Origin of the sequence: Streptomyces sp. NPDC059398 (assembly GCF_042751845.1) — a bacterium.
Taxonomy (GTDB): domain Bacteria; phylum Actinomycetota; class Actinomycetes; order Streptomycetales; family Streptomycetaceae; genus Streptomyces.
Window position 1 is genome coordinate 39,980 of record NZ_JBHYWP010000052.1, and the last position, 14,050, is coordinate 54,029.

The window sequence follows — 14,050 nt, forward strand, 5'->3', positions numbered from 1 at the left end:
CCGCCGGGGGTCACTACACCGTACCTCCCCTCTTGTCAACACGGGTGGGTGTCTTTTGCCACCTGTCCCCCCGCCCGCCAACACCCCGGGGCCCGCGGGGGGGGGGGGGCCCCCCCCCCCCCCCCGGTTCGGGCCCCAGCACTCCTGTGCCGCGGTGCTTTCCGGCGCACGCTGTTCCCTGTCGGCGACGGAAGGTCCGCCGGCGGAGGGTCCGGCAGACCACTGCCGGGCCCGGCCACGAAACGGGGAGGGCCTGATGGCCAGTCACACACGGCGGAGGATTCTGCAGGGGGCGGCGCTCGCGGCGGCGGGGAGCGTGGTCGGGGGCCTGGGGCTCGGCCCCTGCGCCTCCTCGGCGTCGGCCGCGGTCGCCGCCGGGGGAGAGGGCGCGCAGACGTTCCCCTTCCTGGAGGGCGCGTTCGCGCCGGTCACCGAGGAACTGACCGCGTTCGGCCTGAAGGTCACCGGGCGGGTGCCGCGCGACCTGGACGGCCGCTTCCTGCGTACCGGCCCGAATGCCCTCGGTATCGAGGACCCGCGGGCGCACCACTGGATGCTGGGGGACGGCATGGTCCACGGGGTGCGGCTGCGCGACGGGCGGGCCGAGTGGTACCGCAACCGCTGGGTGCGCTCGTCGCAGGTGGCGAAGAAACTGGGCGAGCCTTACCGGGGCGAGGTCCCGCCCGACGACTTCGCGGCCAACACGCATGTGATCCCGTACAAGGGGCGCATCCTGGCGCTCCAGGAGAGCGGCCCCCTGCCGTACGAGCTGGACGGCGAGCTGAACACCCTGCGTCCGTACGACTTCCGCTCCACACTGGAGGGCGCGTTCACCGCGCACACGAAGTACGACGCCGCCGCGGACGAGCTGCACGCCGTGGCGTACTACCCGACCTGGGACCATGTCCGCCACCTCATGATCGACCGGACCGGCCGGGTGGCACGGTCCACCAGGATCCCGGTGGCGGACGCGCCGATGATGCACGACTTCGCGCTCACCCGGAAGTACGTGGTGCTCGTGGACGTACCCGTCACCTTCGACATGGCGGCGGCCGGAGCGGGCGCGGCGGTGCCCTACGTCTGGAACGACAGGCACCCGATGCGGGTCGGTGTGATGCCGCGGACCGGCGGCGCCGCCCGGTGGTTCGATATCGACCCGTCGTACTACGCGCACACACTGAACGCTTACGACCAGGGCGACACCGTGGTGGTGGAGTTCACCTCCATGCCCGCCCCGTTCTACGCGGCGGGCCGGGGCAACGGCGGGCCCTCCACGACCGGTACGCCCACGCTCAACCGGTGGACGATCGACCTGGGCGCGGGCCGTATCACCGCCACCCGGCTCGACGACCGTGCGCAGGAGTTCCCCCGGATCAACGAATCGCTGGTGTCGCGCCGGCACCGCTACGGGTACACGGCGAGCGCGGCCGAGATGTGGGTCGCGTACGAGACGGTCGACGGGGTGGCGCCGGACGACACGTTCACCAACTGCGTCATCAAGCACGACATGCTGCGCGGCAGCTCCCAGGGGCACCGCTTCGCGAAGGGAGCGGCGGCCGGCGAGCCGGTCTTCGTGCCGCGCCGGGGTGCACGGGACGAGGACGACGGGTACCTCGTGACCTATGTGAACGACCCGGAGCGCGGGGCCACCGACCTGGTGATCCTCTCGGCGCAGGACGTCACGGGCCACCCGCTGGCCCGCGTCCATCTCCCGGGAAGGGTGCCGCTGGGCTTCCACGGCAGCTGGGTGGCGGACGCGTGACGGTCGGCAGCCGGGCCACAACCCCGGCGGATCAGGTGTCGCCGAACCGCAACTCCGCGACCGTGGCGAGGAAGTTGCGCACCGAAGGGGCGTCCTGCCGGTCCGAGCGGCAGACCGCGGAGACCGTGGAGTACGCAGGGGGGTCCGTCAACGGCACGTACCGCAGGGCCGGGAGACACAGGACGCGCAGGCAGTCGGGGACGATGGTGACGCCCGTGTTGGCGGCGACCAGCCCGAGCAGGGTGGGGAACTGCACGGCCTCCTGGGCCGCTTCGAGCCGCAGCCCGGCCTGGTGGCACAGCGCCGCGATGTGGTCGTAGAGCCGTGACACCTGGTGCCGGGGGAAGGTGAGGAAGCGTTCGCCCGCGAGGTCGGCCAGCTCCACCGCGCTCCGGCCCGCCAGCCGGTGCGACTCGTGTACGGCGACGACGAGGCGCTCACGGTGGATGCGCCGGACGACCAGCCCGGTCGCCGCGTCCACCTCACGGGCGATCCCGACATCGAGACGGCCCTCGCTGATCGACTCCAGCTGGGCGTCGGTCGTGGCTTCGGCCAGTTCGAGGTGGAGGGCAGGCCAGGACTGCTGCATGGCCAGCACGCTGCGCGGCACGATGCTCAGCGCGGCCGAGCTGACGAAGCCGATGCGCAGCAGGCCGATGTCGCCGTGCGCGGCGTGCCCGACGGCGGACAGTGCGTGATCGGCCTCGGCCAGCACCCGCCGCCCCTGGGTCAGCAGCACGCGCCCTGCCTCGGTCAGCTCGACGCTGCGTGTCGTACGCCGGAACAGCGGGGTCTGCAACTCCTTCTCGAACTTGCTGATCTGCTGGCTCAGCGCGGGCTGGGCGATATGCAGCCGCTCGGCGGCACGGCGGAAGTTCATCTCGGTTGCGACGGCGATGAAATACCGGAGTTGACGGAGCTCCATGCCATTGATACTTGCAGCTTATTAATCCCATGACAATAGATACTTCTCACGTGTCCGACGACTGCTTAACGTGTGACGGGAAGCCGCAGTCGAACACCGAGGAGCTCCGCCGTGCCGGACATTCCGAACGCCCCTGACCAGCCGACGAAGCTCCGGCACCTCATCGCGGGGGAGTGGGTGGACGGGGAAGGGGCCGAGGCCCGCAGCCTCGACCCCGCCCACCCGGACCGGGCCGTCGCCGTGTACCGGACAGCCGGTAAGACGCTCCTCGACGACGCGGTGGCCGCCGCACGGACCGCACAGCCGGGCTGGTCCGCGCAGGGCCTGATCCAGCGCGGTCTGGTCCTGCGCCGGGCGGCCGGGCTGCTCGCGGACCGGGCCGAGGAGATCGCGCTGCTGATGACGCGGGAGGAGGGCAAGACCCTCCCGGAGTCCCGTGCCGAGGTCGGCGCATCGGTGGAGACCCTGCACTACCACGCCTCCCGGGCCCGCGCCGCCGACGGAGCCACCTATCCGTCCGGCCACCCCGACGAGGTCATCCGTACGCTCAGGCGCCCGCTCGGGACCGTCGCGGCGATCACTCCGTGGAACTTCCCGCTGCAGATCCCCGCCTGGAAGATCGCCCCCGCCCTGCTGTGGGGCAACGCGGTCATCTGGAAGCCCGCCAGTGACACCGTCGCCGTGGCCGAGGCCTTCGCCCGGGTACTGGCGGACGCGGGCGTACCGGCAGGCGTGCTCAACCTCCTCCTCGCGCCCGGCAGCGTCGGCGCCGCCCTGGTGGAGCGCGAGGAGATCGCGGGGGTGACCTTCACCGGCTCGGTCGAGGTCGGCCGCTCCATCCAGGCCGCCGCGGTACCGCGCGGGGCCAAGGTCCAGATGGAACTCGGCGGGCACAACGCCGCCATCGTGCTGCCCGACGCCGATCCGGCCGTGGCCGCCGCCGACCTGGTGGCCGGCGCGATGGGGAGCACCGGCCAGAAGTGCACCGGGACCCGCCGGATCATCGCCGTGGGAGAGGCGTACGACACCCTCCTGCCGGAACTCAGGCAACGCGTCGAGGCCCTGGTCGTCGGCGACGGACTGGACGACGGTGTGACCATCGGCCCCCTCGTCTCCGCGAGGGCACGTCAGGAGGTCGAAGCCGCGGTCGAGCAGGCCCTGTCGGAGGGCGCCGAGGTACTGGCGCGCGCCGCCGCCGGCCCCGCAGCGGACGGAAGCTGCTACTTCGCCCCCACCCTGCTCGGCGGCCACCCCGGCCTGACGATCTGCCAGGAGGAGGTGTTCGGCCCGGTCACCACCCTGGTGCGCGCGGCCGACCTGGACGAGGCGATCCGGATCGCGAACGGGACCCGCTTCGGCCTCACCGCAGCGGTGTTCACCTGCGACGAACGGGCCGTACGACGCTGTGTCGAAGAGCTCGACGCCGGGCTGGTCAAGGCGAACGCGCCCACCACGGGATCGGAGCTGCACGCGCCGTTCGGCGGACTGAAGGACTCCTCCTTCCCGGCGCCGCGCGAGCAGAACGGCGACAGCGGCGCGGAGTTCTTCACCTGGTCCAAGACGGCGTACCTGCGCACCGGGACCCCCGCGCGGAGCCGGTCGTGACCGGCGGACCGGCTGCGGGTACGGCGGTGCGCCCGACCGGTCGGCCTACCGGGCGTCCGACCGAACTGCTGTGCAGGGCCCAGGAGTTCGCACGCCCGGCGGACCAGGTGCTCGATCCGGAGGACCTGGGGTCCGCCCGTCACACCCGGCACAGTTTCGCCCGCTCCTTCCTCCGCGCCGCCGCCGCACAGCGCTGGACCGTGACCCGCGAGACCTGGGACATCGACGGACAGGGGAGAGGCGAGGCCGTCTACCGGATCGACGCCGACGGCCATGAGCTGAGGTTCGTCGCCTTCTCCACCGTCCTGGCCGACGGGCAGCGTACGGACAGGGTCGTCGCCGAGGCATGGGACATCACCGCCGCCCTGGTCGAGGGCGAATGGAACGAGACCCGCCGCTCCGCACTGCGAAGCCAGGTGCCGGGGCAGGAGACGGGCCGCGCCGACGCGGCGACCCTGGTGTGGACACGGGCCAACCGCAGCAGGCGGTTCTTCGACTACGTGGTGGACCGGCTCGCCGGGGGACAGCAGCCCGACCCGGCCGACCTGGGCGACGCCGCCTACGTCCTGCGCAGCACGGCCTTCTACAGCAACGGCAAGTTCGGACTGGCCGACTTCGGCAGGCTCCGCCCCGGCCACCCGCTGCGGCTGCCCTACCGCTCGCAGATGCTGACCGCCTGGCTGCTGCGCGAGCTCAGCTACGACCTGGTCGAACACTGCGCCGCAGCGAAGAGCCCGAACGCCGCGACGCTGGACGGGGAATGGCGGCGCTTCCTCGGACTCGGCAACGCCACCGGGCTCGGCATGGTCCCCTATGTGATCAACCACCCCCAGGTGCTGGACGCCTGGTGTGCGGTGCGCGAACTGCCCCTCGCGTACGCCCTCCAGCAGACCACGTCACCGCAGGACGCCCGCACGCTCCGGGTCCGCCGGCTGCTGGACCGGGCACGCGAGTACTACCGGGAACGCGACACCCTGGCCACCGCGCCCTATCTGCCCGGCCCCGAACTGGCCGGACAGCTCGACAAGGTGGCCGACCTGCTCGACGGATACCTCACCACCGGCCGCATCCTGGGCAGGCGGACCGACCGCGCCTGGTACGACCTGCACACGGCGGCCGGGGAGATCGGCCTTGAGGCACGCGGAGTCGTCGACTCGCTGCTCGTCGAGGTCCACGACGAACTCGACGCGGACATCGACGCCCTGCTGCACTGCGACCAGACCCTCCAGGTGGCACCCGCGCAGACCTGCGGTGAACTCCGCTCCGATGTACTCGACCGCTATGGCTGGGTGCGCCGTTTCGACTTCGGGGACCCGGTCCAACAGGCGCACTTCTGGTTCTCCTCACAGGACAACGAGGAACCCCGGCGCGGCCGGCGCGGCACCGACCCCGGCGAGGAGGTGGAGCACCCGGTCGACATCGCCCGCGCGGTGACCGCAATGCTCAGCGATCTGGAGAGCGCGGACGAGGGCCGGCCCGTCGCCGAATTCCTGCTCGCACACCCCTGGCACCGCGGCGCGGCGGCCCGGGTCCAGTCGCTGGCGGGCCACCCCTACGCGGAGGTGCGGGCCAACCTGCTCGCGGAGGACTTCCTCCCCCTGCACCTGCAGCGATTCCAGCTGGCCCTGTACGGCATGGACAACTACAGCCCCCAGTCGACGGACTGGCTCCGGGTCACGCTGTTCTCCGGCGCCCCCCGGGCCTCCGACATCGCGGCCGGGACCGAGCACGACTGGTTCTTCGCCCGCAAACCCCGAAAGGACGCACGGTGAGTTCGCTCGCGCATGAGGACCTGGTCGTCGTGGACGGCCTGGAGATCAACAACTGGGACCGGAAGGTGCTCGAAGAGCTCCGTACCGGCGGTGTCACCGGTGTGAACGCCACCTGCGCCGTGTGGGAGGGGCCGAGCGAGACCATGCGCGCGGTCGGCGACTGGTACCAGCTGGCCCGGGACAACGACGACATCGTCGTACTCACCGAGACGGCGGAACAGATACGTGCGGCGAAGGCCGCCGGCCGGGTGGCGGTGCTGCTGGGCTTCCAGAACACCTCCCCCTTCGCCGACGACTACCGGCTCGTGGAGGTGTTCCACCGGCTCGGGGTGCGCGTCGCGCAGCTCACGTACAACATCCAGAACCTGGTCGGCGGCGCCTGCTACGACGAGCACGACTCGGGGCTTACGGCCTTCGGCCGCCACATCGTGGACGAGATGAACCGGGTCGGCATGCTCATCGACCTCTCCCACGTGGGCAACCGGACCTCGCGGGACGCCATCGAGGCGTCCGAGGGGCCGGTGGCGATCACCCACTCCAACCCGACCTGGTTCTTCGACCACCCCAGGAACAAGCCCGCCGACGTCATCAAGGCTCTCGCCGACCGGGGCGGGGTGATCGGATGCTGTCTGTACCCCAACGTCCTGGGCGGCGAGCTGACCACCCGTGACCAGTTCTGCTCGATGGTCGCCCGGCTGGTCGACGAGATCGGTCCGGACCATGTGGCGATCGGCAGCGACTGTACGCGTAACTGGTCCCAGGACTTCGTCGCCTGGCTGCGCAACGGGCGCTGGCGGCCCCCGTCGGCCAACCCCGTCGAACCGGAATGGCCCGCGTGGCCGCAGTGGTTCGGCGGCCCCGAGGACTTCCCCGCGGTCACCGACGGGCTGCTCTCCGCCGGTCTGGACGCCACCACCGTCACCAAGGTGATGGGGGAGAACTGGCTCCGCCTCTTCACGGAGGTCTTCGACCCCACGGAGTCACGATGACCGGGCGGCCCACCGGCGCGGACACCGGCACCCGCACGGGCACGTACACCCGCACGGACACGGACACGCACCGTGCCGTCCGGTCGGCCGACGACGGCTTCCGGGTCGCGGTACGGGAGATCCGCGAGGCCGCCTTCCGCGCCCTCGTGGCCGCCGGAGCCTCCAGCGGGGAAGCCGCGACGGCGGCAGAGCTCGTGGTGCTCGGCGAGGTCCTGGACGGGACGGGCGTCCGCGCACTGGCCGAGGAGCTGGACCGTGTCCCGAGGGGCCGGCACCCGGTCGCGTGTTCCGGCGACACCCTTCTCGTACTCCACGATCCGGCCGGGCGCGGCCCCTTGCTCCTCGGCCCTCCGGCAGCGGATCTCGCAGCGGCGCGCTCGCGTCCTGTGCTGCTGCCCGGAGCGTGGACGCCCTCGGTGGAGTGGATCCTCGTCAGCGCGGCGGCCCGTACCTCGGCCCCGCTCCTGGCCACGCGGGTACGGGCGGACGGCTCACCCGGAGCCTGCGTGCTGGCCACCCCCGACGGCACCCTGTACCGGTCGGCGTCCTCGGCCGTCTTCGACGGGCAGCCCGCCGGCCGGGCCGCGGACGCACCCGGTCTCCCCGGCACCGGCCGCGTGGGCGCGGGCACCCTGCTGACCCCCTGGAACCGGCCCGGACAGAGTCCGGACCTGCCACCGGCCCGCACCCCGGCACAGCACCACGAACGCTTCACCACAGCCCTGACGCACGGCCTGCGGGTCGCCCCAGGACCGTGGGAGACCATCCACGGCGCCGCCCGCCGCTACCTGGTTCCCGAACACCCCTGAACCCCCGCCCCCGCAGCACCGCACCGCAGAGGATGACCGACGATGGCGACTCTCGTCCCCCACCCCGACGGCCGGCCCCGGCCCTACTCCGCCGCAGCCGTCCACAACGGCACTGTCTGGGCCTGCGGCCAGGTCCCCGTCACCGCAGACGGCGGCACTCCGCACGACATCGGCGCCCAGGTACGGCTGGCCCTGGACAACCTGGAGACCGTACTGACAGCAGCAGGCGCCGGCCTGGGCACACTGCTCAAGCTGACGGTGTACCTGGCCGACCTCGCCGAGTTCGACCCGTACAACGCCGCCTACCTCGAACGCCTGGCGGACGTTCCGCTGCCGCCCCGCACCACGGTGCAGGTCGCCGCCTTCCGCGGCGCCAAGCGGATCGAGATCGACGCGGTGGCGGCCCTCTTCCCCGGCCCGTAACGGCCGCGGCGTACGGACACACCCCGCATTTCCCCCGCTCCGCAGACCGGGGCGCATCCGGTCACTCACTCCCCGCGCCACGCGGTCCCCCCGCCGCCCTGGCACCTCCAGCTCTCGCCTCGCGCAGAGACGCTTCCCGCGCTTCTGAACCCTTGATGGGACGGACCCGATGGACGTCGACACATCCGCCTCAGCCGGCCACCGCACCGGCTCCTCGCTCGACACCGCTCAGCTCAACAAGTTCCACATCAAGCTCTCGCTGGTCTCCTCCGGAGGACCGTTCCTCGACGGCTACATCCTCGGCATCATCGGCATCGCCATGGTCCAGATACAGGACCAGTGGAAGATGAGCATCCTCTGGTCCGGGCTGATCGGGGCGTCCGCGCTGATCGGCGTCTTCGTCGGCGGCGCGGTGTTCGGAGCGGTGACCGACCGCATAGGCCGCAAGCTGATGTTCATGATCGATCTGATCGCGATCATCGTCTGCTCGATCCTGCAGTTCTTCGTCACCGACGTGATCGAACTCTTTGTGCTCCGGCTGCTCATCGGCATCGCCGTCGGCGCGGACTACCCCATCGCCACTTCCCTCGTGACCGAGTTCGCCCCCAAGGCATGGCGGGCGAAGCTCCTCGGCGGTCTGAACGCCATGTGGTTCGTGGGCGCGACAGTCGCCGCGTTCGTCGGGTACCTCCTGCTGCGCTCGCCGGACGGCTGGAAGTGGATGCTGGCCTCGTCGGCGGTCCCCGCTGCGGTCATCGTCTGCGCGCGGGCGCGTATCCCGGAGTCCCCGCGCTGGCTGCACAGCAAGGGGCGTACCCAGGAGGCGGTCGACGTCCTCCGGGAGACCGTCGCCGAGAATGCCACGCTCGCGGACCTGCCCGAGGAGGAGGGCGCCGTCCCGATGCGCGCCCTGCTGACCGGCGGCTACCTCAGGCGCGTCGTCTTCATCTCGGTGTTCTGGACCTGCACCATCGTCACCCTCTTCGCCATCTACGCCTTCGGGCCCCAGGTCCTCGCCCTGTTCAACCTGGACGGCGGCACCGACGAGGCGAATCTGGGCTATGGCCTGATCAACCTGTTCTTCCTCATCGGCAATGTGGTGGCCCTCCTCCTCGTCGACCGGCTGGGCCGCCGTCCTGTCCTCATCGGAGGGTTCGCGGTCTCCGCACTCGGTCTGCTCTACCTCGCGGTCGAGCCGGACTCCGGCCTGTGGATGGTCGCCATCGCCTTCGCGGTGTACGCGGTCTTCAACGGAGGGCCGTCGATCCTCGAATGGATCTACCCGAACGAACTCTTCCCCACCGAGGTCCGCGCCACCGCGGTCGGGCTGTGTACGGGAATCAGCCGGATCGGCTCCGCGGTCGGCACCTTCGCGACTCCGTGGTCCCTGGCCTCGCTGGGTCTGAGCGCCACGATGTACATCGCGGCGGGTATCGCCCTCGTCGGTGCGCTCGTCAGCTTCTTCATGGCGCCCGAGACCAAGAACACGGACCTGCATGTGACGTCAGCTCTGACCGCCCGGCCCTGACCGCCCGGTCCTGACCCCGCCGCCCCGCCCGCCGGTTCGGTCTCCCCGGAGGGCGGGCCCGGCTACGTCGCCCGCCACCCCGTCCAGCGCGTGACGCCGACCTCCACGACCTCACCGGCCGGTGGCCGCCCCGCGTACTGCCGGGGGTACTTCTCCATGAGCAGCGCCACATGGCGCGCCGCGTCGGCGGACTGGCCGGCGGGCGGCAGTACCCGGGCCTGCCCGTCCGCGCGCGCCCACCACAGCTGGTCCCAGTCCTCCCGGTAGCAGTCGGTGAGCAGACAGACTCCGGGGCTGGTACGGATGTTGGCCAGCCGTTTGAGGCGGGACGAACGCTTCGGTTTGTGGTCGACGGCCATGACCAGCGTCTCGCCCGTCACCGCGAAGACCACCGGCACCAGATGCGGTCGGCCCGCGGCGTCGGTGGTCGCCAGCCGGGCGACCCTCGACGCCGCGAACCGCTCACGCGCCTCCGATGCGGACAGGCGGGGCATCAGCGGAAGCGCGCCGCGACACCGGCGAGCCGGTCGAGCTGTGCCAGGGCGTCGGCCTCCGGATCGGACGGCAGCGAGAAGAGGACCCGCTCCACATCGAGTTCCGCGTATCCCTCGATCGCTTCTGGGGTGTCGGGTACCGCGTACACGGTCACCGGCACATCGCGGCCCGCCGCGGCGCGGACCTCCTCGATCTGGGGCCGCAGTTGCGCGGGCGGAACGCTGTTGGCGAGCCAGGCGTCACCGAGTGCCGCGACCCGGGGGAAGGCACCCCTGCCACCGCCGACGTAGATCGGCGGGTACGGCCGCTGCACCGGCTTCGGCCAGGAGTAGACGGGGTCGAAGTCGACGAACTCGCCGTGGAACTCGGCCTTCTCCCTGGTCCACAGCTCGATGATCGCCCGCAGCCGCTCGTCGACGAGTCGGCCCCGGGTGGCGGCGTCGGTGCCGTGGTTGGCCATCTCCTCACGGTTCCAGCCGACTCCGACACCGAAGACGGCCCGGCCCCCGGAGATCAGGTCGAGCGAAGCGATCCCCTTCGCGGTGTGGATCGGGTCGCGCTGCGGGACCAGGGCGATGCCGGTGCCCACCAGGAGACGTTCGGTGACGGTGGCGACGGCGCTCAGCGCCACGAATGGGTCGAGGGTGCGGTAGTAGATGTCGGGCAGGTCGCCCCCGCCGGGGTACGGCGAGCGGCGGTCCACCGGGATGTGGCTGTGCTCGGCGATGAAGAGCGAGTCGAAGCCGCGCTCCTCAATGGCCCGCCCGAGGGGTGCGGGCCGGATGCTCAGGTCGGTGATGAACGTGGAGATCCCGAACTTCATACGGCTCCTTCGTCGCTGGTTTCCCGCCGGGCCCTGGCTCACCGGTCCGGCCGCGCGCCCGCGGGCGGCCCGTCCCACGGGCCGCCGTCCATTGTCGGCCGGTGAACGACGGCAGAGGCGCGGCGCGCCGGTCCCGGCACACCCCCGACGCGCTTGGCGGCAACCGCTACGGCGGCGGCGCCGTGGACCGGCAACCCGGCGGACCGGTGACACGGGGTCGGTCCGCCGGGGAGGAAGCCGCGTAGCGGGGCGGTCTGCCGGTCAGCGGCCGATGCCTCCGCCCCGTACTTCATCGGGAGCCGGAAGGAATCCGCTTCCGATGAAGTACGTCAGATAGGTACGCACCGTCGCATCGGTCAGCTCGTGCCGACGCACCCCCGCCTCCGTCGCGGCACGGTCCGTGGCCACCGAATCGAAGGAGCGCGCAGCACGCCGCATCCCTCCGCCCGCTTCATCGGGCTGCCGTCCGGCTTCGCCCCCGAGGAAGAGCTGCGCCGCGTTGTCGGGCTGACCGGCCACCCGCCTGGTCCACTCGTCCGCCGACACCGGCTCCACCACGTAACCCAGCGAACCGGCCGCTCCGAAGACCTGCGAGAGGGTCGGCGCCTGCGGACTGGTCAGGTGGTAGACACCACCGGCGGACCCGCTCCCGGCAGTCGCCTCCCGGTCGGCACCGCGCCCGGCGATCGCCACGACGGCCGCGCTCACATAGTCAACCGGTACCCAGCCCGTCGTCTCCTCGGGCCCCTCCGGGACCGCCCGCGCCTGGAGGCACCCCTTGATGAACTGCCACAACAGGTCACGCTCCTGGCAGGCCCCGGTCTGCGAGTCGCCGGAAATCCGGGCCGGCCGGTAGACCGTCACCGGAACGCCCCGGTGCCGGGCGAGCTCCACGATCCTCTCCGCCACCCATTTGCTCTGCGCGTACCCGTCAGGCAGTTCCAGCACGGAACCCAGCGGCGTCGACTCCGTAATCCGGTGTCCTCCGGACGACGCATGCCCCGGCGCGTACACCCCCGTGGTCGAGATGTAGTGCATCCCGCTCGACCCCGATTCGGCCACGAGCCGCAGCAGTTCCTCGGTGCCCCCCACATTCGCGTCGCGCAGTTCGCCGTAAGGAGCGGCGAAGTTGACGCGGGCGCCGTTGTGATAGACCGCACCGACCCTGCGCGCCAGGGCCGTACGGTCACGGGCCGACAGGCCGAGACCCGGCGCGGACAGGTCTCCCGGCAGCGCGTGGATCAGAGGAGCGTAGCGCTGCTGCCAGAGCCCGTACCGCTCCAGGTTCGCGCGCAGCCTGTGTGCGCCGTCCGTCGCGTCCGCGCACCGCACCAGGCAGTCCACGGGGCCGTCGGCCGACTCCAGCAGATCGCGCAGCAGAAACGCTCCGAGGAACCCGGATCCGCCTGTCAGCAGCGGCCGTTGCCCGTCCGGCCGCGCCTTGTGGCGGCCGGGTGCCGACGGACGTGAGATGTCGGAAGCCAGCCGCACATCGTCCCGTGGATCCGGATCCGGCCGGCCGGTGTCACGGTCGGCGGCCCCTCCGGCGGTCGCGCCGGGTGGGTCCAGCAGGCGCTGGACACCGTCGACCGTCGGCGCCGCGAAGACATCGCGTATCGACAACCGCACGCCCAGCCGCTCCTCGATGCGCTGGGCCAGCTTCACCGCGAGCAGGGAGTGCCCGCCGAGGCCGAAGAAGTCGTCGTCGATATGGACGTCCGTGACCCCGAGGACGTCGGCGAACACTTCGCAGAGGATCTTCTCCCGCTCGGTACGGGGCGCGCGCCCGGCCGGACGGCCGGCGGACGGATCAGGTGCGGGCAGCGCCCGCCGGTCGACCTTCCCGTTCGGGGTGAGGGGCAGAGCATCGAGCGCCACACATACGGACGGGACCATGTGCGCGGGCAGTACGGCGGCGAGTTCGGACCGCACATCGGCCGCCGTCGCCTCCCGCCGGCTCTTCCCTGCAACGGTGTAGGCGACCAGGCGCCGGTTGCCTGGTTGGTCTTCGCGGAGGATGACGCGGGCGGCGCTGATGCCGGGGAGGTTGGTGAGTGCTGCCTCGATTTCGCCGGGTTCGATGCGGAAGCCGCGGAGTTTGATCTGGTCGTCGGTGCGGGTGAGGTATTCGAGTTCGTTGTGGTGGTTCCAGCGGACGAGGTCGCCGGTGCGGTACATGCGTTGGCCGGTGGTGGTGAAGGGGTCGGCGATGAAGCGTGTTGCTGTGAGGGCGGGTTGGTTGTGGTAGCCGCGGGCGAGTCCGTCGCCCGCCACGTACAGCTCACCGGTCACCCCGGGCGGCACCATCCGCAGCCCGGAGTCGAGTACGTACACCCGGGCGTTGTCCACCGGCACACCGATCGGCACGGTCCGTACCGGTGACTGCGGCCCGTCGGCCTGCTGGAACGCGCTGATGGTCGCACAGACGGTCGTCTCGGTCGGGCCGTAGGCATTGACCACACGCCGGTCCGCGGCCCACTGCCTGACCAGGGCGGGCGTGCACGCTTCACCGGCCAGGACCAGCGTGACATCCCGGGGCACCCCGTCCGCGGGCATCACGGCCAGGGCGGCGGGAGGCAGCGTGAGATGGGTGACGCCACGCTCCGCGAGCAAGCGCGCCAGCGGCGGCCCCGGCGCCAACTCCTCGGGAGTCGCCAGCTCCAGGCAGCCACCGGTCAGCAGCGCCATGCAGAACTCCCAGAAAGCCGCGTCGAAACTGACCGACGCCATCTGCAGCACCCGGCTCCCGGGCCCCAGCCCCAGCCGCTCCACCTGCGTCCGCACCATCGCTTCGACCCCGCTGTGGGTGACGGTGACTCCCTTTGGTTGTCCGGTGGAGCCGGAGGTGTGGATGAGGTAGGCGGGGTGGTGGGGGTGGGGTGTGTGGGTGGGGTTGGTGGTGTGGGGGGTGGTGGGTTG

Annotated in this window: 11 protein-coding genes; 7 read left to right on the forward strand and 4 right to left on the reverse strand. The window is 71.5% G+C overall.

Going from position 1 to position 14,050, the window contains the following annotated elements:
- Positions 1-256 precede the first annotated feature (256 nt).
- A complete protein-coding gene (locus ACFXBC_RS19660; protein WP_385025539.1) occupies positions 257-1,762 on the forward strand; it encodes a carotenoid oxygenase family protein in 1,506 nt (501 codons plus the stop codon).
- Positions 1,763-1,793: 31 nt separating this feature from the next.
- Here ACFXBC_RS19660 and ACFXBC_RS19665 read toward each other — a convergent pair whose 3' ends face one another.
- On the reverse strand, positions 1,794-2,687 hold the full coding sequence (locus ACFXBC_RS19665) for a LysR family transcriptional regulator (RefSeq protein WP_385025542.1): 894 nt from the start codon (positions 2,685-2,687) through the stop codon (positions 1,794-1,796).
- Positions 2,688-2,798: 111 nt separating this feature from the next.
- Between ACFXBC_RS19665 and ACFXBC_RS19670 the strand changes: the two genes are divergently transcribed.
- From ACFXBC_RS19670 to ACFXBC_RS19695, 6 genes are all read left to right on the forward strand, one after another.
- Complete coding sequence (locus ACFXBC_RS19670) at positions 2,799-4,292, forward strand: aldehyde dehydrogenase family protein (RefSeq protein WP_385025545.1); 1,494 nt, start codon at positions 2,799-2,801, stop codon at positions 4,290-4,292.
- Complete coding sequence (locus ACFXBC_RS19675) at positions 4,289-6,064, forward strand: hypothetical protein (RefSeq protein WP_385025548.1); 1,776 nt, start codon at positions 4,289-4,291, stop codon at positions 6,062-6,064. Before ACFXBC_RS19670 ends, ACFXBC_RS19675 begins: the two co-directional genes overlap by 4 nt.
- Complete coding sequence (locus tag ACFXBC_RS19680) at positions 6,061-7,053, forward strand: membrane dipeptidase (protein ID WP_385025551.1); 993 nt, start codon at positions 6,061-6,063, stop codon at positions 7,051-7,053. The genes ACFXBC_RS19675 and ACFXBC_RS19680 overlap by 4 nt, the downstream gene beginning before the upstream one ends.
- Positions 7,050-7,862 carry a hypothetical protein gene (locus tag ACFXBC_RS19685; RefSeq protein ID WP_385025554.1) on the forward strand — a complete coding sequence of 271 codons (813 nt, stop codon included), beginning with the start codon at positions 7,050-7,052 and terminating at the stop codon, positions 7,860-7,862. The genes ACFXBC_RS19680 and ACFXBC_RS19685 overlap by 4 nt, the downstream gene beginning before the upstream one ends.
- 42 nt (positions 7,863-7,904) lie before the next feature.
- A complete protein-coding gene (locus ACFXBC_RS19690) occupies positions 7,905-8,285 on the forward strand; it encodes a RidA family protein (protein WP_385025557.1) in 381 nt (126 codons plus the stop codon).
- Between the two features lie 169 nt (positions 8,286-8,454).
- Positions 8,455-9,813 (forward strand): MFS transporter, encoded by a 1,359-nt coding sequence (locus ACFXBC_RS19695; protein WP_385025560.1) that lies wholly within the window; start codon positions 8,455-8,457, stop codon positions 9,811-9,813.
- Positions 9,814-9,875: 62 nt separating this feature from the next.
- On the opposite strand, the gene ACFXBC_RS19700 is transcribed toward ACFXBC_RS19695, so the two are convergent.
- The 3 genes from ACFXBC_RS19700 to ACFXBC_RS19710 form a co-directional block, all read right to left on the reverse strand.
- Entirely contained in the window at positions 9,876-10,307 is a 432-nt protein-coding gene (locus tag ACFXBC_RS19700) for a TIGR03668 family PPOX class F420-dependent oxidoreductase (RefSeq protein WP_385025563.1), read from the reverse strand.
- Entirely contained in the window at positions 10,307-11,131 is an 825-nt protein-coding gene (locus tag ACFXBC_RS19705; RefSeq protein WP_385025566.1) for an LLM class F420-dependent oxidoreductase, read from the reverse strand. The genes ACFXBC_RS19700 and ACFXBC_RS19705 overlap by 1 nt, the downstream gene beginning before the upstream one ends.
- A 261-nt stretch (positions 11,132-11,392) precedes the next feature.
- Positions 11,393-14,050: amino acid adenylation domain-containing protein (locus ACFXBC_RS19710; RefSeq protein ID WP_385025569.1), on the reverse strand; the 2,658-nt coding region annotated here is incomplete at its 5' end.